The sequence below is a fragment of the Actinocatenispora rupis genome, from assembly GCF_016861975.1.
GTDB classification, from domain to species: domain Bacteria; phylum Actinomycetota; class Actinomycetes; order Mycobacteriales; family Micromonosporaceae; genus Actinocatenispora; species Actinocatenispora rupis.
Genome location: NZ_BOMB01000003.1, coordinates 161,998 through 182,577, shown reverse-complemented (window position 1 = coordinate 182,577; position 20,580 = coordinate 161,998). Strand labels below are relative to the sequence as shown.

Here is a 20,580-nt window from a genome sequence, read left to right as displayed (position 1 = left end):
ATTCCCGGTGGGCCGCGGCGGGTGGCAGGATGGTCCGGATGAGAGGTGTGTACCTGCCGGGCGGGCGCGTCGTCGATCTCCGGACGGTCGACGTGCCGGAGCCCGGGTACGGGCAGGTGCTGCTGCGCGTCGGCGCGTCGACGATCTGCGGCAGCGACCTGCGGGCCATCTACCGGGAGCACCTGGGCACCGGACCCGAGGCGTACCAGGGGGTCGTGGCGGGGCACGAGCCGTGCGGCCAGGTGACCGCGGTGGGGGAGGGCTGCCGGCGTACGGCGGTCGGTGACCGGGCGGTGGTGTACCACATCTCGGGGTGTGGGCGCTGCGACGACTGCCGCGCCGGCTACCGGATCAGCTGCACCGGCGCCGGCCGCCGGGCGTACGGGTGGCAGCGCGACGGCGGGCACGCCGAGTACCTGCTGGCCGACGAGGACGACCTGGTGCCGCTGCCCGACACCCTGTCGTACCTGGACGGCGCGTGCGTGGCGTGCGGCTTCGGCACCGCGTACGAGGCGCTGCGGCGGGCGGGGGTGTCCGGCGCGGACCGGGTACTCGTGACCGGGCTGGGTCCGGTCGGCCTGGCGGTGGGGATGCTGGCGCGGGCGCTCGGCGCCGCCGAGGTGGTCGGCGTCGACCCGGTCGCCTCTCGCCGCGAGCTGGCCGGCGAGCTGGCCGCGGTGACCGACGCGCGCCCGACCCCGACCGGGGAGTACGAGGTGAGCGTGGAGTGTTCGGGGGTGGGCGCCGCGCAGGCCGGGGCGCTCGCGCACACCCGGCGCTGGGGCCGTTGCGTGTTCGTCGGCGAGGGCGGGACGCTCGGCCCGGTCGACGTGTCCGCGGCCCTGATCCACCGCAGCATCACCGTGTACGGCTCGTGGGTCACGAGCATCGTGCGGATGTCGGAGCTGCTGGACAACCTGGCCCGGTGGGACCTGCACCCGGCACGCGTCGTCACCGACACGTACGGGTTGGCGGAGGCCGAGCTGGCGTACCGGGTGGCGGACGAGGGTCGGCGCGGCAAGGTGGCACTCGTACCGGAGCGCTGACCGCGGGGCTTGGACGGTCCCGTCCGGTTTGCTAGAAACGATGTACAACGATGTACATCGGAGGCCGCGATGGTCCGGATGACACGCAGAACGGTGCTGGCGGCGCTCGGCGGGACGGCCGTGGCCCCGCTGCTGACCGGTGGCCCCGCCGCCGCGCAGGACACCGCGTGGTGGGTCGGCGCCGGCCCGTTCCGGCACGTGTACGACCCGACGCCGGCCGGCGGACCGGCCCGGTACATCAACGACCACACCGTCGTCCGCGCCGCCGACGGCAGCTGGCACCTGTTCGGAATCGTCGGCGACGCCGCGCCGCCCGGCCAGTTCCCGGACGGGGCCAGGGAGATCAGCTTCGCGCACGCCAGCGCGCCCGACCTCGCCGGACCGTGGACCACCCTGCCGGACGCCCTCACCGTCGACCCCTCGTACTTCGGCGAGGTGCACCTGTGGGCGCCGCACGTCGTCGAGCACGCCGGGACGTACCACATGTTCTACGCGGCGGGCGGGGACGGCGCCGCGGTCAACCTGGCCACCTCCACCGACCTGACCACCTGGACCCGGCTGCCGTCCGGCCCGCTGTTCCGCGGCCTCGTCGCGCGCGACCCGTACGTGGTGCGCGTCGGCGACCGCTGGGTCATGTACTACTGCGAGCTGGCAGCCTGGCACGGCAACCACATCGTCGCGTACCGGACCAGTACCGACCTGGTGCACTGGAGCGAGCCGGGCACCGCGTTCACCGACCCGGCCACCGACGACGACTCGGCCTCCGTCACCGAGTCACCGTTCGTCGTGTACCGCGACGGCTTCTGGTACCTGTTCGTCGGCCCCCGCAACGGGTACGTCGGCACCGACGTGTTCCGCAGCCGGGATCCCTTGCACTTCACCGTGTCCGACTGGGCCGGGCACGTACCGGCGCACGCGGCCGAGGTCGTCGCGGACGGGGACGACTGGTGGGTCACCGGCGCCGGCTCGTTCGAGCGCGGGGTGTACCTTGCGCCGCTGCGCTGGCGGTCGTCCCCGCCGCCCTGGCAGAGCCCGGCGAACCCCGCGGTGGCGCTCGACGGCGCCGGCCGGCTGCACCTGTTCGCCCTCGACCGCACCGACCACACCACCCTCCACTGTGTACTGACAGCGTCCGGTTCCGGTACGTGGCAACGGTTCGGGCCGCCGTCCGGTGCCGTGCCCACGGTGGCGCGGGAGGTGGACGGGCGGCTGGCGGTGTTCGCCCTCGGCGTCGACGGGCGGGACCTGACGACGCGCGTACAGCGGGCGGACGGGAGCTGGGACGACTGGCTGCCGTTCGGCGGGCCGGCCGGCGCGGCACCGGCCGTGTCCCGCAACGCCGACGGCCGGCTGGAGGCGTTCGCGCTCGGCCCGGCCGGGGCGTACCTGAGCCACCGCTGGCAGCTGGCGCCCGGCGGCGACTGGAGCGACTGGGCGACCTTCGGCGGACCGGCCGGCGGCCCGCCCGTGGTCGGCGTCAACGCCGACGGCCGCCTGGAGGTACTCGCGCTCGGCCCGGCCGCGGCGTACCTGGCGCACCGCTGGCAGAACGCGCCGAACGGCAACTGGAGCGACTGGGACACCACCCTCGGCCCCACCCCCGCCGGCTCCGCCCCGACCATCGAACGCGACCTGCGCGGCCTGCTCACCGTGTTCGCCGTCGCGCCCGTCGGCACCGGGGTGAACCTCCGCCCGCAGGCCGCCCCGAGCGGCGGATGGGCGCCGTGGCAAGGGTTCGCGCTCTGGGCCGACGCCTCGCCGACGGTCGCCGTCAACGCCGACGGCCGACTCGAAGCCTTCCTCGTACCGCCCGGCGGCGCCGTCCTCACGCACCGCTGGCAGGACGCCGACGGCGGCTGGTCCGCGATCGAGGAGTTCGGCACCGGCCCGTTCGCCGGCACGCCCAGTGTCGGTACCGACGCCACCGGCCGCATCCACGTCGTCGCCCTGGCACCGGACGGCACCCTGCGCGAGCGCGTCCAGGACGTACCGGCCGGTGGGTGGCGGGACTGGCGGTCGCTGGACCTCGCGCCCGTCGCCGTCCTCCCGACCGGCGCGCCCACCTGACCCCACCCGTGCCGGGCACGGGACCGACCGCCACACCAGCCCGGCGGGGAACCGGTCACCGGGCGGCGGCGGGTTGCGGCAACGCCGGGGTACGGCGGCGGTCCAGGGCGGCCAGCAGCGCCAGCGTGAGCAGCCCGAGTACGGCGAGCCCGACGCGGTCGAACAGGGTGTGCACGACACCCGCCACGCCGTACGCGGTGTGCGCGAGCAGCGCGCCGCCGACGAGCCGGATCCGGTGCCGGTCGTTCCAGCCGCGCCGGCCGGACCACCGGTACACCAGCAGCGTGGTGCCGGCGGCGACGAGCGCCGCGACGGCCATCGGTACGAGGGCCCACGCCCCGTGCGTGAAGGCCGGCTGCTTCGCGCCGAACGCCGGGTACGCCAGCGCGAAGAACACCAGAGTCGCGCCCGCCCCGACGGCGGCGGCCAGCCACGGCGCGGGGGCGGGGCCGGCGGGCAGCGGGCGGGCGGCGCGCCGGGGGAGTACCCGGAGGGCGACGACGGCGAGGAGAGCGACGGCGGCGACACAGCCGAGGAGTACCCAGGCGGGCGCGACGTAGCCGGGGTCCTGGCTGGGCGGCACGCTGACCCGCAGCAGGGCCACCCCGACCACGGCGCAGACCGCGACGCCGACGAGCCCGCCGCGCTTCAGGTACGGGCGGTCGGCGTGCGCGGGGAAGATCAGATCGGTGAGGGCGATCGGGACCAGCACGCTGAACACCACGTGGTAGACGACGTTCACCTCCCAGTACGCGGTGTTCAGGCCGAACAGGCGCGGCGCCCACCCGGCGGCGCCGTACAGGTGCGGGCTGGACAGGGCCTGCAACCCGATGCCGTCCTCGACCAGCTCGTACGCCACGCCGAGCAGCACGAGGCTCGCCCAGCCGCCGCCGACCCGGCGTACGGCCTCGCGGATGAGCAGCACGCCCGCCCCGTAGATCGGCAGCCACAGCAGGAGCAGGAAGGCCAGGTGCATCGGCGTACTGCCGAGCCCCAGCTCGGCCACGACCGGGGTGAGTACGGCCAGGGTCAGGGCGGCCCGGCGGCGTCCGGCGGGTCGGTGGTGCGTCACGTCGTACCCCCAGGTGATCGGCGGGCGCCGGCTCCGGCGCCGTGCGTCGATCACACCGCCCGCCGGTACCCCGCCGCGAGCGGGAAACGTCGCGTTCCGGCCCGACGAAGGTCGCGACCGGACACGACCTTCGTCGCTGTCCGCGCGTGACGCACCCGTACGGTGCCGCCGGCTCAGTACCGTGTCGGTGTGCCGGAGTGTGCTGGGCGGACGAGACGGGACGGGGTCGTCGACGGGGTGGCGGTCGCGCTGCTCGTGCTGGCCGCCCTCGGCTCCGTGCCGCTGGCGGGCGGTACCGGGTCGGCGGTGGTGTGGGCGGTGACGGCGCTGCAGGTGGTCACCTCGGCGGCGGTACCGGCGCTGCGGGCGCGGCCGGTCGCCGTCTCCGTACTGGTCGCCGCGGTGGTCGTGGTGGGCCTGCTGCCGTCGGTGGTGGCACCCGGCGCGCTGACCGACCGGTACGCCGCGGTGAATCTGTGGCCGCCGATCGCCCTGTTCAGCGCCGTCGTCGGCCTCCGCCGGTACGCGCCGCGCACCCGCGCACCCGCCCTCTGGGTACTGATCGCGGTGGCCACCGTGCTCGCCGCGCACCCGTGGCGCCCGACGTGGTCCGGCACCCCGGTCGGCATCCTGCACACCGCCGTCCCCGCCCTGCTCGGCCTGTACCTGGCGGCACGCTGGCAGATGGTGCAAGCCCTGCGGGACCGCGCCGAGCAGGCCGAACGGGAGCGCGTACTGCTCGCCGAGCAGGCCCGCGCCCAGGAACGCAGCCGCCTGGCCTCGGAACTGCACGACTCGGTGGCGCACCGGGTGAACCTGATGGTGCTGCAGGCGGGCGCGTTGCGGCTCACCACCCCGGATCCGGCCGTACGGGACGCGGCGGAGGCGTTGCGCCTCACCGGCTGCCAGGCGTTGCAGGAGCTGGGCGACCTGCTCGGGATGATCCGGCGCGGCGACACCGGTACCGGAGCGGTCACGGCACCGCCCGCCGACGACCTGCCGGCCCTGGTCGCCGACTCCCGCGCCGTCGGCCTGCCGGTCGTACTCGCCGAGGACGGTGACCCGGGCGTCGCGTCGCCGATCGTCCGCCGCACCGCGTACCGGATCGTGCAGGAGGCCCTCACCAACGTCCACCGGTACGCGCCGGGCGCGGCGGTCGACGTGACCGTCCGGTACCGGACGGACCGGGTGGAGGTGGTGGTGCGCAACGGACCCGCGGCGGGACCGGCCGGGCTGCCGGACACCGGGAGCGGCACCGGGCTGCTCGGGCTGAGCCGCCGGGTCGAGGCGTTGGGCGGCACACTGACGGCCGGCCCGGCGGAGTCCGGCGGGTTCCGGGTGAATGCGACAATGCCTTCCCATGTGTCCAGCCGCTGACCGCCGCGTCCGTGTCCTGCTCGTCGACGACGAGGAGCTGGTCTGCGCGTACCTGTCCACGATCCTCGGTACCGCGGACGACGTCGAGGTGGTGGGGACGGCCGCGGACGGCGCCGCCGCGATCGAGGCGGTGGCCCGGTTCCGGCCCGACGTGGTGCTGATGGACCTGCGGATGCCCGGCATGGACGGGCTCACCGCCACCGGCCACATCACCGCCCGGCCGGACGCCCCCGCCGTCGTCGTGCTCACCACGTTCGACACCGACGAGTACGTGACGCGGGCGTTGCGCGCCGGTGCCGCCGGGTTCCTGCTGAAGTCGACACCGCCGGAGGACCTGATCGGTCTGGTACGGGTGGCCGCCGACGGCCACACCGTACTGTCGGCCGCGGCGACCCGCCGGCTGCTGGCCGCCACCGGCCCCGTACCGGACGGCGCCGGCCGGCTGGTCGCCGAGCTGACCGAGCGCGAGCGCGAGGTCCTCACCTGCCTGGGCGAGGGCCTGCCCAACGCGCGCATCGGCCAGCGGCTGCACCTCAGCGAGGCCACCGTCAAGGGGTACGTCTCGCGCCTGCTGGTGAAGCTCGCCTGTGCGAACCGTACCCAGGCGGGGTTGCTGGCGCGGGAGGCCGGGCTGACGCGCTGACGCCGGATTCCGTTGCCGGTGAAGGGATTCCGGCTACCAGGGCAGCGTGCCGTCGAGCGTACGGTAGCTGCCGGTCGGGCCGTCCGGACCGATCCGCGCGAGCTGCACGATCGCCCGCGCGCCCTCCTCGACCGTCTTCGTCCCGGTGCCCTGGTTCAGGTCGGTACTCGTGAAGCCCGGCTCGACCGCGTTGATCCGCATCTCCGGAAACGCCTTCGCGTACTGCACCGTCAGCATGTTGACCGCCGTCTTCGACACCGGGTACGCGACGCCGCGGTAGTCGTACCCGGGGCTGCCGGGGGTGGTGGCGCGGGTGATCGAGGCCAGGCCGCTGGACACGTTGACCACGACGGGCGCCGCCGACCGCGCCAGCAGCGGCAGGAACGCGTGCAGCACGCGCACCACGCCGAACACGTTCGTCTCGAACGTCTCGCGCAGCACGTCGGCGGTCAGGTCCGCGGCGCCGACGACCACCGTGCCGTCGCGCATCTCGGCCTGGATCCCGGCATTGTTGACCAGGACGTCGAGCCCGCCGGCCGCCTCGATCGTGCGTACCGCGGCGCCCACGGAGGCGTCGTCGGTGACGTCGAGCTGCACCGCGCGGGCGCCGATCGCCTCGGCCGCCCGCCGGCCGCGTTCGAGGTCGCGGCTGCCGAGGTGCACGGTGTGCCCCGCGGCCACGAGCTGTCGGGCGGTCTCGAACCCGAGACCCTTGTTCGCGCCGGTGACCAGTGTCGTCGTCATGACCTCGACGGTAGGTTTTCGAGCGCGGTCGAGGTCAAGCCGCGCCGGCGCGGTACCGTCCGGAGTCATGCCCACCCCCGTCCTGTACTGCCGCGACCCGTTGCGGCCGAAGCGGGTCGACGAGCACTTCGCGGCGGAGGCCGCGGCCGTCCGCGCGGCCGGCGGTGCCGTCGCCCTCGTCGACCACGACGCGCTGCTCGCCGGCGAACCCGACCGGGCCGTCGCCTCCGTACCGGTGGACCTGCCCGAGGCCGCCTGGTACCGCGGCTGGATGGTGCCGACCGACCGGTACGCGGAGCTGGCCGACGCGCTGGCCCGGCGCGGGGTACGGCTGCGCGTGCCGCCCGGGAGGTACCGCGCGGTGCACGAGCTGCCCGGCTGGTACCGGGCGTTCGAGGCGGTGACGCCGGCGAGCGCCTGGCTGCCGGTGACCCCGGGCGCGACGGTCGCCGACGAGGAACTCGCCGAGCTGGCCGCGCGGCTGCCGGCCGGGCCGGGCATCGTCAAGGACTTCGTCAAGTCCCGCAAGCACGAGTGGCACGAGGCGTGCTTCGTCCCCGACCTCGCCGACACCGTACGGCTGGGCCGGGTCGTGCGGCGCTTCCTCGACCTGCAGGGCGACGACCTGGCCGGCGGCATCGTGCTGCGCGCGTTCGAGCCCTTCGACGACCCCGAGGTACGCGTCTGGTGGCGGGACGGCAGCCCCGAGCTGGTGACCCCGCACCCGGACAGCGCCCGGATCCGTTGCCCCGAACCGGATCTGGCCGCCGTACGTCCCGCGGTCGAGGCGCTCGGCGGCGGGCTCGTCGCCACCGACCTGGCCCGCCGTACCGACGGGGCATGGCGGGTGGTCGAGGCCGGCTCCGGCCAGGTCAGCGACCTGCACCCGGACGTCGACCGGGCCGGGTTCGCCGCGCTGCTGACCGGCTGAGGCCTCAGGGCCACACGTTCGCCGCCGCGGCGAACTCGTCGGGCGGGGTCTCCACCGGCAGTACGCACAGCAGGTGGCCGCCGGGCGCGCGCAGCACGCGGCACTCCTGCCACCGCGCGATCTCGGTGGCGCCCAGCGCGACCAGCCGCGCGGTCTCCGCCCCGACGTCGTCGGTCTCGATGTCCAGGTGGTAGCGCGGCGTGTCGTCGACGGCCTGTACGGCGACCACCAATCCGGGCAGCGCGTCGTGCAGCGACGTGAACTGCGGCGCCGGGCCGAACGGCCGGGCCGTCGCGCCGAGTGCCGCCGACCAGAACGCGGCGGCCCGCGGTGCCTCGTCGGCCGGGGTGTCGATCAGGACGGCGTACGCGCGACTGCGATGCATTCGCCGCAGCGTACCGGTCGACGCGGTGCATTCCATCCACAGTGGACGGTTTCGCGGGACCGCCGACGGGGTAACCGATCCCGTGATGACAGATCGGCAGCGTCGCGGCCGACCGCGGCGTACGACGCCCCGGGGGTGTGTGCGGCGATGCGTGACGACCCTGTCCGTTACCACGAGAGAATGCTGCGACGGATGGCCGCACTGCCCAGCGGCAGTACGCGCCGGACAACGTTGCGTACCACGGCGATCGAGGGGCTGGTGCCGGTCGCCGACCGGATCGCCCGGCGGTACGCGAACCGCGGCGAGTCGCCCGACGACCTGGTCCAGGTGGCGCGGGTCGGCCTGGTCAAGGCGGTCGACGGCTTCGACCCCGCGCTCGGCGGCTTCCTCGGCTACGCCGTGCCCACCATCCAGGGCGAACTCAAACGCTACTTCCGTGACCAGTGCTGGGATGTACGCGTCCCCCGCGAACTCCAGGAACTGCGCCGCGACGTGCAGCGCACCGTGGACGAGCTGGCCCAGCGTGCCGGGCACGACCCCACCAGCGCCGAGGTCGCCGCGGCCCTGCGGGTCGACCGCCGCGCGGTACTCGCCGCCCTCGGCTCCGACCGCGCGTACTCGACCGCCTCGCTGAACCTGCCCGTCCGGCGGGACGGCCAGAGCTGCGAGGTCGGCGACCTGATCGGCGCCCGGGACGAGCGCGTCGAACTCGTCGCCGACCGCGTCTCCCTGCGGCCGGCACTCGACCAGCTGCCCGACCGCGAACGCGAACTGCTGTTCCTCCGGTACTTCGAAAACCAGACGCAGAGCCAGATCGCGGCCCGGGTCGGCCTGTCGCAGATGCACGTCTCCCGCCTCATCACCCGTACGCTCGCCGGGCTGCGTGCCTGGATCGAGGGCGACTCCGACCGCGTCGACGTCTGCGGCCAGCGCACCGCCGCCCGCCGTACTCCACGTCGTCCGGCGGGCTTCTCCGGCGTCGCCTGACCGTCCCGGGTTTGGTCGTGGGACCGTGATGCCTTGCGGCGCAACGGATCCACATCGCGCCGCGGCAGCGTGGACCCGGGTTTCCGTGCCACGTCACGGATCGGCGTCGCTCGGCGCCGTCGTGGGTACGGCGGCGCGGGTCCGCGTCGTGGCGACCGCGTGCCGCAGGCCGGATCGGCCGGCGCGCCGGAGCGGCCGCCTCGTACGAACGGGCGCGGTCAGGGGCGGCGCTCGGCGTCGCCGGCGGTGAGGACCTCGAACGCGTGCCGGCGGTGCGCGGCGAACAGGTCGAGCGCGGTGTCCGCGTCGCGGGCGCGCAGCGCGGCGGCGAGTGCCCGGTGCTCGTCCGGTACGTGCGCCAGGTAGTCGTCGGTGCTGTGGCCGATCCGGGTCAGCAGGTAGAGATGCACCTGGGACCGGACCGCGCGCCACGCGTCCTGGAGCCGCCGATGGTGGCTCGCCGCGTACACCGCGTCGTGGAAGGCGATGTCGTGGCCGACCATGGCGTGCTCGTCACTCGTACGGCCGATCCGGTCGGCGGCGTCGGCGACCGCGTCGAGGTCGGCGTCGGACGCGTGCGCGACGAGCTGTTCGACGGCGAGCCGGTCGAGCGCGCCGCGGAGGCTGTCGAGTTCGGCGACGTCGTCGGCGGACAGCGTGGTGACGGTGGCCCCGCGGTGCCACGACGTGCGGACGAGTCCCTCGCGTTCGAGGCGGAGCAGCGCCTCGCGGACGGGTCCGCGGCTGACGTCGAGCGCGGCGGCCAGCTCCACCTCGCGCAGCTGCGCACCCGGCGGGTACGTCCCGGCGAAGACCGCGTCGCGGATGCTGTCGGCGACCTCGTCGGCGAGGCCGCGGCGGCGGGCGGGCGCCACCGTGCGCTGCTCGACGGCCGTCCTGCGCTTCTCGACGGCCACCCTGCGCTGTTCGACCATGTGTCTCCTCCCGTTGTCGCAATGTTAACATTGCGACAACCAACCGGAAGGTGCCGACCGATGAGTACCCCGATCCCGCGGTTCCACCTGGCCATGCCGGTCGACGACCTCGCCGCCGCCCGCCGGTTCTACGGCGAGGTCCTCGGCCTGGCGCAGGGCCGCAGCACCGACACCTGGATCGACTGGAACCTGCACGGCCACCAGTTCGTCACCCACCTGGCCGCGGCCCGCGCCGGGGGCGGCGCGCACAACCCGGTCGACGGCCACGACGTGCCCGTGCCGCACTTCGGGCTGATCCTGCCGGTACCGGAGTTCCACCGGCTCGCCGAGCGGCTGCGCGCCGCCGACGTCACGTTCGTCATCGAGCCGTACCTGCGCTTCGCGGGCCAGCCGGGCGAGCAGTGGACCATGTTCCTGCACGACCCGGCCGGCAACGCGCTGGAGTTCAAGGCGTTCGCCGACGACACCCAGGTCTTCGCCGTCTGACGACGCGCTCGCCGGGCACCGCGGGCGCGTGCCGGCGGCGCGGGCGGAGTGCCCGCCATGCTGCGCCCGGCCGCCGACCGTTGCTGTCACTCGGTTACGGTGCGGTGCAAGCGATCCAGCCGGTCGAGCTGGGCGGGGGAGAGCGTCAGGTCGAGCGCGCCGACGTTCGCGGTGAGGTGGCGGCGGTGCCGGGTGCCGGGGATCGGTACCACGTCGGCGCCGCGGCTGTGCACCCAGGCCAGCGCCACCTGTGCGGCGGTCGCACCCAGTTCCTCCGCCACATCCCGTACGGTGTCGGCGATGTGCGCGTTCGCGGCGAGTGCGGCGGGCCCGAACCGGGGCAGGGTCGACCGGAACCGGCCGACGTCGTCGCCGGCCGCGACGGCACCGGCGAGGAAGCCGCGGCCGAGCGGGGAGTACGGGACGAGGCCGACGCCGAGCGCCCGCGCCGCGGGGAGTACCGAGTGCTCGATGTCGCGCCGCCACAGCGAGTACTCGGACTGGACCGCGCTGACGGGGTGCACGGCGTGGGCGGCGCGGAGCTGGTCGGCGTCCACCATGGACAGTCCGATGTGGAGTACCTTGCCGGCGGCGACCAGCTCGGCGAGCGCGCCGACGCTGTCCTCGACCGGTACGGCCGGGTCGACGCGGTGCAGGTGGTACAGGTCGATGCGGTCGGTGCCGAGGCGCCGCAGCGACGCGTCGCACGCCGCCCGCACGTACTCGGGGCGGCCGCACAGCCGGCGCTCGCCGTCGGCGTACACGAATCCGACCTTGGTGGCCAGGACGACCTGGTCCCGGATGTGGTGGATCGCTTGTCCGACAAGGGTTTCGTTGCTGCCGGGGTCACCGGTGGACGAGCCGTACAGGTCGGCGGTGTCGAGCAGCGTGACGCCGAGCTCGACGGCGCGGCGGATGGTGGCGACCGACTCCCGGTCGTCCGCGCGGCCGTACGAGTGGCCCATGCCCATGCAGCCGAGTCCCTGCCGCGAGACGGTGAGCCCGTCCCGACCCAGCGGTACCGTCATGCTGTCCTTCCCTCCCGGTGGAGCGCGACTCCCGCGACCACCAACACGATCCCGGCCAGGTCCGCGGGGCGCGGCACCTGGCGCAGGACGACCAGACCGATGACCGTGGCGGTCGCCGGCAGCAGAGCCAGCAGCAGCGCGAAACCGGCGCGGGACAGCCGGGCGAGCGCGAGCTGGTCCAGCACGTACGGCAGGACCGACGAGCAGACGCCGACCGCCGCGCCGGCCGCGAGCAGTACCGGGTCGGCGAAGGCGGGCGCGGCGGACCCGAGCGCCACCGGCGACACCACCACCGCGGCGACGAGCATCGCGGCGCCGAGCCGGTCGACGCCCGCGCCGGTGGCCGCGATCCGCTTGCTCAGCACCACGTACGCGACGAACAGGGCGCAGTTGGCGAACGCCAGCACCAATCCCAGCGGCTCGTCCCGCAGCCGTACGTCGGCCAGCAGCGCGACGCCGCCGACCGCGAACGCCAGCGCCGCCAGGTTGCGCCGGCCGCGCAGCCCGGCCGCGGCGAGCGCGACCGGCCCGAGGAACTCGATCGCGCCGACGGTGGCGAGCGGCAGCCGCGCGATCGCCTGGTAGAACACGACGTTCATGGCCGCGAGTACGAGGCCGAGGGCGAGGACCGGCAGCCACGCGGCGCCCAGCGGTGCACCGGCCCCGTGCCGCGGCAGCGACCGCCACGGCCGCCGCCACCCGCCGAACACCGCCGCCGCGGACGCGATCCGCAGCCACGCCACGCCGAGCGGCCCCACCCGCGGGAACAGCAGCACCGCGAACGCGGGCCCGAGGTAGTGGCAGACGGCCGATCCGACGAAGTACACCTGCGGCGGCACACGGGGGCTGGGCACGGCATAGAGTCTGCGATGCGGATGACGCTGCCACCATGGCAAACGTAAGGCAGGAGGCGGAGATGTCGTCGAGGAGACCGGCCAGATCCGGCGAACGCTTTCAGAACTCCAACGACCTGCTCGACCCGGCGAACCTGCGGCTGCTGGCCGCGCTGCGCGACGACCCGCGGCTGAGCATGTCCGCCCTCGCGCGCCGCGTCGGCATGTCCGCGCCGACCGTCACCGAACGCGTCGGCCGGCTGGAACGCGCCGGCGTGATCCGCGGGTACCGCCTCGACGTGGACCCGGCCGCGCTCGGCCTCCCCGTCGCCGCCTGGGTACGGGTCCGGCCCGGTCCCGGCCAGCTGCCCAAGCTCGCCGACCTCGCCCGGGACACGCCGGAAGTGACGGAGTGCCACCGCATCACCGGCGAGGACTGCTTCCTGATGCGGGTGCACGTGCCGGCACTGGACCGGCTCGCCGACGTCCTCGACCGTTTCCTGCCGTACGGCCAGACGACCAGTTCGGTGATCGTCTCGTCCCCCGTACCGCCGCGTCCGGCGCCGCTGCCCGACGAACGCACCGTGCGCTGACCACCCACGGGCGCCGCGCGACGCACGACGGCGGGCCGGCACCGCAGCGGTACCGGCCCGAGGTGCGTGTCGGTCAGTCCGTGCCGGACTCCATGGCGACCCGGTCCAGCGTCGCGTCCTCGCCGGAGTCCTTGCCCCGCGAGGCGATCGCCTCCGCGCCGCCGGCCTGCATCGCGCCGATCAGCTCGGTCGACCCCGTCGCCCCGACCAGCGCCGGGTGCGCCGTGCCGACCAGCCCGAGCCCCGCGTACTGCTCCAGCTTGGCCCGCGAGTCGGCGATGTCCAGGTTGCGCATCGTCAGCTGGCCGATCCGGTCCACCGGGCCGAACGCCGAGTCCTCCGTACGCTCCATCGACAGCTTGTCCGGGTGGTAGCTCAGCGCCGGTCCGGACGTGTCGAGGATCGAGTAGTCCTCGCCGCGCCGCAGCCGCAGCGTCACCTCACCGGTCACCGCGGTGCCGACCCAGCGCTGCAACGACTCCCGCAGCATCAGCGACTGCGGGTCCAGCCAGCGCCCCTCGTACATGAGCCGGCCGAGCCGCCGCCCCTCGCTGTGGTACGTGGCGAGCGTGTCCTCGTTGTGGATCGCGTTGACGAGCCGCTCGTACGCCGCGTGCAACAGGGCCATGCCCGGCGCCTCGTAGATGCCGCGGCTCTTGGCCTCGATGACCCGGTTCTCGATCTGGTCGGACATGCCCATGCCGTGCCGGCCGCCGATCGCGTTCGCCTCGGTCACCAGGTCCACGGCGTTCGCGTACTGCTTGCCGTTGATGGTGGTCGGGCGGCCCCGCTCGAAGCCGATCGTCACGTCCTCGGTGAGGATCTCGACGGTCGGATCCCAGAACCGTACGCCCATGATCGGGTCGACGGTCTCGATGCCGGTGTCCAGGTGCTCCAGGGTCTTCGCCTCGTGCGTGGCGCCCCAGATGTTCGCGTCCGTCGAGTACGCCTTCTCGGTGCTGTCCCGGTACGGCAGGCCGTGCTCGGTCAGCCACTCGGACATCTCCTTGCGGCCGCCCAGCTCGGACACGAAGTCGGCGTCCAGCCACGGTTTGTAGATCCGCAGGTTCGGGTTGGCGAGCAGCCCGTACCGGTAGAAGCGCTCGATGTCGTTGCCCTTGAAGGTGGAGCCGTCGCCCCAGATCTGCACGCCGTCGCTCATCATCGCCCGCACCAGCAGCGTGCCGGTGACGGCCCGCCCGAGCGGCGTGGTGTTGAAGTAGGCCCGGCCGCCGGAGCGGATGTGGAACGCGCCGCAGGTCAGCGCGGCCAGGCCCTCCTCGACGAGCGCCGCGCGGCAGTCCACCAGCCGCGCGATCTCCGCCCCGTACGCCAGGGCGCGGCCGGGCACCGAGTCGATGTCGGACTCGTCGTACTGCCCGATGTCTGCGGTGTACGTGCACGGCACGGCGCCCTTGTCCCGCATCCACGCGACGGCGACCGACGTGTCGAGGCCGCCCGAGAACGCGATGCCGACGCGCTCGCCGGCGGGCAGGGAGGTGAGAACCTTGGACATGAGTAAAAGTATGCACGCCAATGTATGACCATGCAAATCCAGTCGGCCCGGCGTGTCGGGCCTCACCGCCCGCCCCGGCGGGGGAACGGGACGGGCGGCCCGGTCAGGCCCGCGTGGCCGGGTACGCGGGGAACACCTCGTGCAGCCGGGCGGCGATCGCGTCGGTGACCGCGACCCGGTGCGTGGTCGCCGCCCGGTCCGCCACCACGTACGCCGCGCGCAGGACCGCGAGCGTGTTGGCCACGCGTACCGGAAGGGGGCCGGGCTCGCCCGTCGCGAACAGCGCGTCGACCGTGCCCAACCAGCCGGTCGCCTCGGCGGGCGTCGGCTCCGGCCGGGCCAGGACCAGCCCCAGCGCGCGGGCCACCCGGTCCTCCTCCATCTGCGCGTACTGGTAGTCCGTGGGTGCGGTGATCCGCTCGGCCACCAGCGTCAGCAGCTCGGCGAGTTCCGGGCCGGACAGCCGCGGCGACGACCCGAACGCGCCGACCAGGTCCGAGCCGTGCGCCACCGCGTGCAGCCACCCCAGCCGGTCGTCCCAGCCGCGGATGTCGGTCTCGCCCGACCACCACCCCGCGAACGCGGTACGCCACCGGCGCAGCGTCGCCGCGTCCAGCAGGTCCGCGTCCGTGTCCCGGCGTACGGCGGCGGCGAGGATCAACGGCGCGAACGTGCGCGCCTGTACCTCGGGGTGGTGGAACCGGTCGAGCATCGTCTCGCCGAGCGCCGCCAGCCGGTCGTCCAGCACGCCGCGCCCGATCCACCGCACGAGCAGCGGGTACGCCCGGTCGTCCCGGACCACCGGGTCGGCCGCGGCGAGCATCCCGGTCAGCTCGTCCACGGCCGCGTCCAGGTCCCCGGGTACCGGTGCATCGGCGTCCAGCGCCGTCGTCCAATCGATCACGACGCGCAGCGTAGCCGCAGGTACGCCGTCCGCGGAGTCGACGCCGTTCGAACAGGTGTGCGAAAATCGGCGGGTGTCCGACGAGGCGACGATCCTGCACGCCGACCTGGACGCGTTCTACGCGTCGGTGGAGCAGCGCGACGACCCGCGGCTGCGCGGCCGTCCGGTGATCGTCGGCGGCGGCGTCGTGCTCGCGGCCAGCTACCAGGCCCGCGCCCACGGCGTGCGCACCGCGATGGGCGGGCGGCAGGCCCGGCTGCTCTGCCCCGACGCGATCGTCGTACCACCCCGCATGTCCGCGTACTCGGCGGCGAGCCGCGCGGTGTTCGAGGTGTTCCGGCGTACCACGCCGATCGTGGAGCCGCTGTCGATCGACGAGGCGTTCCTCCAGGTCGGCGGGCTGCGCCGGATCCACGGTGAGCCGGCCGCCATCGCCGCCCGGCTGCGCCGCGAGGTCCGCGACCGGGTCGGGCTGCCGATCACGGTGGGCGTGGCGCGGACCAAGTTCCTCGCCAAGGTGGCCAGCGGGGTCAGCAAACCGGACGGGCTGCGCGTCGTCCCGCCCGACGCAGAGCTGGCGTTCCTGCACCCGCTGCCGGTGGGCCGGCTGTGGGGCGTCGGGCCGGTGACCGCGCAGCGCCTCGCCGAGCTGCGCATCACGACCGTCGGCCAGGTCGCCGAGCTGGGCGAGGCCGACCTGGTGTCGATCCTCGGCGCCGCGGTCGGCCGGCACCTGCACGCCCTGGCACACAACCGCGACCCCCGTCCCGTACACACCGGGCGGCGCCGGCACTCGATGGGCGCGCAGCACGCGCTCGGCCGCCGTCCGCGGTCGCCGGCCGAGCTGGATGCCGTGCTGGCGCTGCTGATCGAGCGGATCGGCCGGCGGATGCGCCGCGCCCACCGCCGCGGGCGTACGGTCGTGCTCCGGCTGCGGTTCGCCGACTACGGCCGGGCCACCCGCTCCACCACGCTCCGCCAGGCGACCTCGCGTACCCGGTTGTTGTTGGACGCGGCGCGCGGGCTGCTCGCCGCCGCCGACCCGCTCGTCACCCGCCGCGGCCTCACCCTGCTCGGGGTGTCCGTCGGCAACCTCGACGACGGGCCCGAGCAGCTGGAACTGCCGTTCGCCGACGTACGGGACGCGGCGGTGGACACCGCGGTCGACTCGGTACGGGACCGCTTCGGCACGACCGCGATCACCCGCGGCACCCTCCTCGGCCGCGACGCCGGCCCCACCGTCCCCCTCCTCCCGGACTGACCGGGCTCCTACCAGATCCTCCGGCCGCGCCGACGCCAGACCCTGGTTCGAGTCACGGTCCTTCGACTGCACCGGGTTCGCCGTCTCCGTCGCGGTCGGGGCCGGTGATCGCCCTCTGGTGGTGGGACTCCCGGATCGCCCAAGGGTGACGCCGAGATGCCGCGGTCGCGGACCCGCCGACGACCGGATCCGGCTCCACCGGGCCGAACGGTGGTCGCGTCAGGCGCGCCGACGGTGCGTGACGCTGGTACGCAGGTGGCGGCGGGCCAGGGTGGCGGCGCCGGCCGCGTCACCGGCCTCGATGGCGCGGTAGAGGGCCTCGTGCTCGGCGTACACGCCGGCGAGGTCGTCGTGCTGGCCGAGCAGCCACCGCATCCGGCCGGACAGCAGGGCGCCGATCTCGTCGAGCAGCGTGTTGCCGCCGGCCGTGGTCATCGCCTCGTGGAAGTCGGCGGCGGCGCGCCGCGCGGCGGTACCGTCGCCCCGCTCGGCGGCCCGTCGCTGCTCGTCGAGACAGGCGCGCATCCGTTGCAGCGCAACGGGATCACGGCGCTCGGTGGCCCGCCGTACGGCGAGGGGTTCGAGCGCGGCGCGGACCTCCATCAGGTCGTCGACGTCCCGGTCGGTGAACTCGCGGACGGTCATCCAACTGTTCGGCCGCGGTACGGCGAGGCCCTCGGCGGCGAGCGCGCGCAACGCCTCCCGTACGGGGACGCGGCTGACGCCCAGCTCGGCGGACAGGTCGCGCTCGACGAGCCGGGAGCCGGGGGCGCGGGCACCGTCGACGATCTGCCCGCGCAGGATCCGCGCGACCCGCGTCGACTCGGCCTCGCCGGCCCGCCGTCCCGCTCCGCGTCCGCCGTCCGTCCCGGCGCCGTCGCCCGTCACGCCGGCCAGTCTAGGAGCCGCCCGCGCGCCGCCGCCGGTACGTACCGCCGCGCCGCGGTCCGGCTGGGCGGTGCACAGGGCCGGCCCGTACCGCGGGGTGGGCCGTGCGCTGGCTCCGGTGCGCCCCACCGGATGTCCTCGCTGGGCCCGGGGTTCGTCGGCGTGCCGGAGCGGTGTCCGTACGGTGACGCGGCTCGCGTGGACGGGGCCCACATTTGGTATACCATTTGGCTGGCCCGCCGGGTGGCGGGCGACCCGAGCGGCGAGAGGTGAGAGATGGCCCGCACCGTCCTTGCGAACGTACGGCCCTGGGGCGGCGCGGCCGGCGACGTCGTCATCGAGGACGGCACGATCGCCGCCGTCGGTACGGCCCCGGCGGACGGTTCCGCCGAGGTGATCGACGGCCGCGGCCTGCTCGCCGTCCCCGGACTGGTCAACGCGCACGCCCACCTGGACAAGAGCTGGTGGGGACGCCCCTGGGTGTCGTACGGCGGGGAGCCGACAACGCAGGGCCGCATCGCGCACGAGCGGGCGCACCGCGGAGAGCTGGGGATCCCGAGCCCGGACAGTACGGTCGGGCTGGTCCGCGAGCTGGTTCGCTTTGGTACCACGGCGTTCCGGAGCCACGTCGACGTCGACCTGGGTGTCGGTCTCGACGGCATCCACGTCGTACGCGAGGCCGTCGCCGCGGTCGATCCGGGGCTGGCGCTGAGCATCGTCGCGTTCCCGCAGGACGGCGTGCTCCGCCGCCCCGGCGTACTCGATCTGCTGGACCGGGCGGCGGCGGAGGGCGCGGACCACGTCGGCGGGCTGGACCCGGCGTCGATCGACCGCGACCCGGTGGGGCAGCTCGACGCGCTGTTCGACATCGCCGACCGGCGCGGTGTCGGCCTGGACATCCACCTGCACGACCGCGGCGAGCTGGGCGCCTTCCAGTACGAGCTGATCATCGAACGGACGCTGGCCGCCGGGCTGTCCGGCCGGGTGAACATCGCGCACGGGTTCGCGCTGGGCGAGCTGCCGGCGGCGCGGCAGGAGGCGCTGGTCGAGCGGCTCGTCGAGGCCGGCGTGTCGGTGTCCACGGTCGCGTCGCCGACGGCGCCGAGGCTGCCGTTCGCCGCCCTGCACGACGCCGGCGTACCGGTGGGGCTGGGCACGGACGGCATCCGTGACCTGTGGGGGCCGTTCGGCGACGGCGACGTGCTGCGCCTCGCCGGTACGCTCGCGCAGCTCGCCGGGTGGCGCCGGGACGAGGATCTGCATGCGGCGCTGGCGATCGCGACGTCGGCGGCGGCCGGGTTCGTGGGCCGGCCGGTGCACGATCTCGTACCGGGTGCGCCGGCCGACATCGTGCTGCTCGACGCCGAGAACCCGCAGGACGCCGTGACCCGCGCACCGGCCCGCGAGCTGGTACTCGTCGCCGGCCGGGTCGTCTCCGGCACCCCCTGACCACGCCGCCCCGGTACGTCCACTGTGGACGTACCGGGGCATGGTGGTGTCGGGATCGGTTGCGGTGGGCTCGATTGCGCGAGAGGGAGTACGGCGGGTGGGTGGATCGGGTGCCCGGCTGACCGAGGCGCCGGGGGAGACCCGGCCCGCGCGGGGCCGGCTCGGCGGGCGGATGTTCGCCTCCCTGGTGCGCTACCCGGATTTCCGGCGGCTGTGGCTGTCGAACCTGTTCTTCTTCGGCGGCGTCTGGGTGCAGACGCTGATCCTGAGCTGGCTGGTGTTCGACGTGACCGGCTCGGAGTTCCGGCTGGCCGTGTTCACCGCGGTACGGCTGGCGCCGATGATGCTCGGGCCGCTCAGCGGCGTGCTGTCCGACCGGTTCGACCGGGTCACGATGCTGCTGGTCGCGTCCGGGTGGGCGCTCGCCGCGGTGGTCGTGGTGGCGACGGGCGTGTCCACAGGGCACACCGCGTACTGGGTGCTCGTGGTGGGCGGGCTGTGCCTCGGGCTCGCGCAGTCGCCGTCGCAACCGGCCCGGTCGACGCTGGTCCTCGACTACGTCGGGCGGGAGAGCCTCAGCAATGCCAACGCCCTCAACTCCATCGTCATGAACATGACGCAGGTGATCGGCCCGGCGATCGGCGGCGCGATGATCGGCGCGCTCGGCGCCCCGACCGCCCTCTGGATCTCCACCCTCTGGTACGCGCTGTCGTTGGTGGCGCTGTGGCGGCTGCGGCGTACCGGTCGGCGGGCGGCGCGTCCGCACACCGGCGAGTCGTTCGGCACGCTGCTGTCCACCGGCGTACGCGCGGTGCTCGGCAACCGGCTGGCCGCTGCCGTCCTGCTCATCACGCTCGTGGCGAACATCCTGCTGTGGCCGATCTACCAGGCGTTCATGCCGGTGTTCGCGAAGGTGAACCTGGGCCTCGACGCGACCGGCCTGGGCTGGCTGCTGACCTGCTGCGGCCTCGGCGGGCTCGTCGGCTCGCTGGTGATCGCCGCGCTCGGCGACTTCCGGCGCAAGGGCGCGCTGTTCGTCGTCGGTACGGCGACGTGGGGCGCGCTGTGGGTGCTGTTCGCGCTGTCGCGTACCACGGGTGTGTCGTTCGTCCTGATCGCCGGCGTGGGGCTGGCCAGCTCCGCGTTCGGGGTGCTGCAGACGACGCTGCTGCTGATGATGACCGAGCCGGGCGTACAGGGGCGCGCGCTCGGGTTGCAGGAACTGGCGATCGGGGTCATGCCGGTCGCGACGATCGGCCTGGGAGCCGCCGCGGAGTACCTGGGGGTGGCGGGCACCGCGGTCGTCTCCGGCGTCCTGCTCGTGACGTTCCTCGCGGTACTCGCGCTGCGGGTGCCGGCGCTGCTGCGGTACAGCGGCTCGGACCGGTTCACCTGAGCCGCCGCCCGGTGGGACCTCGTACGCTGGGCTGGTGCG

Annotated in this window: 20 protein-coding genes; 11 read left to right on the top strand and 9 right to left on the bottom strand. The window is 74.5% G+C overall.

Features of this window, described 5'->3' with window-relative positions; translation table 11 throughout:
- The first annotated feature begins 38 nt into the window (after positions 1-38).
- Together Aru02nite_RS03565 and Aru02nite_RS03560 are read left to right on the top strand one after the other, a co-directional pair.
- Positions 39-1,046 (top strand): zinc-dependent alcohol dehydrogenase family protein, encoded by a 1,008-nt coding sequence (locus Aru02nite_RS03565; protein WP_239076372.1) that lies wholly within the window; start codon positions 39-41, stop codon positions 1,044-1,046.
- A gap of 78 nt (positions 1,047-1,124) precedes the next feature.
- Positions 1,125-3,113, top strand: coding sequence for a DUF8189 domain-containing protein (locus Aru02nite_RS03560; protein WP_203654840.1), 1,989 nt, complete (start codon positions 1,125-1,127; stop codon positions 3,111-3,113).
- A gap of 55 nt (positions 3,114-3,168) precedes the next feature.
- Here Aru02nite_RS03560 and Aru02nite_RS03555 read toward each other — a convergent pair whose 3' ends face one another.
- Positions 3,169-4,239, bottom strand: a complete 1,071-nt coding sequence (locus Aru02nite_RS03555; RefSeq protein WP_203654838.1) for an AF_0692 family protein — start codon at positions 4,237-4,239, stop codon at positions 3,169-3,171.
- A gap of 135 nt (positions 4,240-4,374) precedes the next feature.
- Between Aru02nite_RS03555 and Aru02nite_RS03550 the strand changes: the two genes are divergently transcribed.
- Together Aru02nite_RS03550 and Aru02nite_RS03545 are read left to right on the top strand one after the other, a co-directional pair.
- Complete coding sequence (locus Aru02nite_RS03550) at positions 4,375-5,562, top strand: sensor histidine kinase (protein ID WP_203654837.1); 1,188 nt, start codon at positions 4,375-4,377, stop codon at positions 5,560-5,562.
- On the top strand, positions 5,546-6,205 hold the full coding sequence (locus tag Aru02nite_RS03545; protein ID WP_203654836.1) for a response regulator transcription factor: 660 nt from the start codon (positions 5,546-5,548) through the stop codon (positions 6,203-6,205). Before Aru02nite_RS03550 ends, Aru02nite_RS03545 begins: the two co-directional genes overlap by 17 nt.
- 33 nt (positions 6,206-6,238) lie before the next feature.
- Here Aru02nite_RS03545 and Aru02nite_RS03540 read toward each other — a convergent pair whose 3' ends face one another.
- The gene (locus tag Aru02nite_RS03540; protein ID WP_203654835.1) at positions 6,239-6,949 is read right to left on the bottom strand and encodes an SDR family NAD(P)-dependent oxidoreductase; all 711 of its coding nucleotides are present in this window, start codon (positions 6,947-6,949) and stop codon (positions 6,239-6,241) included.
- 67 nt (positions 6,950-7,016) lie between these two features.
- On the opposite strand from Aru02nite_RS03540, the gene Aru02nite_RS03535 reads away from it, so the two are divergent.
- Entirely contained in the window at positions 7,017-7,880 is an 864-nt protein-coding gene (locus Aru02nite_RS03535) for an ATP-grasp domain-containing protein (protein ID WP_203654834.1), read from the top strand.
- Between the two features lie 4 nt (positions 7,881-7,884).
- Here Aru02nite_RS03535 and Aru02nite_RS03530 read toward each other — a convergent pair whose 3' ends face one another.
- The gene (locus Aru02nite_RS03530) at positions 7,885-8,265 is read right to left on the bottom strand and encodes a VOC family protein (protein WP_203654833.1); all 381 of its coding nucleotides are present in this window, start codon (positions 8,263-8,265) and stop codon (positions 7,885-7,887) included.
- 180 nt (positions 8,266-8,445) lie between these two features.
- Between Aru02nite_RS03530 and Aru02nite_RS03525 the strand changes: the two genes are divergently transcribed.
- Positions 8,446-9,252, top strand: a complete 807-nt coding sequence (locus Aru02nite_RS03525) for a SigB/SigF/SigG family RNA polymerase sigma factor (protein WP_239076370.1) — start codon at positions 8,446-8,448, stop codon at positions 9,250-9,252.
- Between the two features lie 218 nt (positions 9,253-9,470).
- Here Aru02nite_RS03525 and Aru02nite_RS03520 read toward each other — a convergent pair whose 3' ends face one another.
- Positions 9,471-10,187, bottom strand: a complete 717-nt coding sequence (locus tag Aru02nite_RS03520) for a GntR family transcriptional regulator (RefSeq protein WP_203654830.1) — start codon at positions 10,185-10,187, stop codon at positions 9,471-9,473.
- Positions 10,188-10,247: 60 nt separating this feature from the next.
- Between Aru02nite_RS03520 and Aru02nite_RS03515 the strand changes: the two genes are divergently transcribed.
- Complete coding sequence (locus tag Aru02nite_RS03515) at positions 10,248-10,673, top strand: VOC family protein (protein WP_203654829.1); 426 nt, start codon at positions 10,248-10,250, stop codon at positions 10,671-10,673.
- A gap of 86 nt (positions 10,674-10,759) precedes the next feature.
- On the opposite strand, the gene Aru02nite_RS03510 is transcribed toward Aru02nite_RS03515, so the two are convergent.
- On the bottom strand, positions 10,760-11,701 hold the full coding sequence (locus tag Aru02nite_RS03510; RefSeq protein ID WP_203654828.1) for an aldo/keto reductase: 942 nt from the start codon (positions 11,699-11,701) through the stop codon (positions 10,760-10,762).
- Positions 11,698-12,555, bottom strand: coding sequence for an EamA family transporter (locus Aru02nite_RS03505; RefSeq protein WP_203654827.1), 858 nt, complete (start codon positions 12,553-12,555; stop codon positions 11,698-11,700). The genes Aru02nite_RS03510 and Aru02nite_RS03505 overlap by 4 nt, the downstream gene beginning before the upstream one ends.
- Positions 12,556-12,617: 62 nt before the next feature.
- On the opposite strand from Aru02nite_RS03505, the gene Aru02nite_RS03500 reads away from it, so the two are divergent.
- On the top strand, positions 12,618-13,127 hold the full coding sequence (locus tag Aru02nite_RS03500; protein WP_203654904.1) for an Lrp/AsnC family transcriptional regulator: 510 nt from the start codon (positions 12,618-12,620) through the stop codon (positions 13,125-13,127).
- Between the two features lie 73 nt (positions 13,128-13,200).
- Here Aru02nite_RS03500 and argG read toward each other — a convergent pair whose 3' ends face one another.
- Together argG and Aru02nite_RS03490 are read right to left on the bottom strand one after the other, a co-directional pair.
- Positions 13,201-14,643, bottom strand: a complete 1,443-nt coding sequence (gene argG, locus Aru02nite_RS03495; protein ID WP_203654826.1) for an argininosuccinate synthase — start codon at positions 14,641-14,643, stop codon at positions 13,201-13,203.
- 103 nt (positions 14,644-14,746) lie between these two features.
- Positions 14,747-15,547, bottom strand: a complete 801-nt coding sequence (locus tag Aru02nite_RS03490; RefSeq protein WP_203654825.1) for a DUF2785 domain-containing protein — start codon at positions 15,545-15,547, stop codon at positions 14,747-14,749.
- Between the two features lie 73 nt (positions 15,548-15,620).
- Between Aru02nite_RS03490 and dinB the strand changes: the two genes are divergently transcribed.
- On the top strand, positions 15,621-16,808 hold the full coding sequence (gene dinB, locus Aru02nite_RS03485) for a DNA polymerase IV (protein WP_203654823.1): 1,188 nt from the start codon (positions 15,621-15,623) through the stop codon (positions 16,806-16,808).
- 219 nt (positions 16,809-17,027) lie between these two features.
- On the opposite strand, the gene Aru02nite_RS03480 is transcribed toward dinB, so the two are convergent.
- On the bottom strand, positions 17,028-17,825 hold the full coding sequence (locus Aru02nite_RS03480; RefSeq protein WP_203654818.1) for a GntR family transcriptional regulator: 798 nt from the start codon (positions 17,823-17,825) through the stop codon (positions 17,028-17,030).
- A gap of 147 nt (positions 17,826-17,972) precedes the next feature.
- Between Aru02nite_RS03480 and Aru02nite_RS03475 the strand changes: the two genes are divergently transcribed.
- Entirely contained in the window at positions 17,973-19,145 is a 1,173-nt protein-coding gene (locus Aru02nite_RS03475; protein ID WP_203654817.1) for an amidohydrolase, read from the top strand.
- Between the two features lie 97 nt (positions 19,146-19,242).
- Complete coding sequence (locus Aru02nite_RS03470; protein WP_203654816.1) at positions 19,243-20,541, top strand: MFS transporter; 1,299 nt, start codon at positions 19,243-19,245, stop codon at positions 20,539-20,541.
- Positions 20,542-20,580 lie beyond the last annotated feature (39 nt).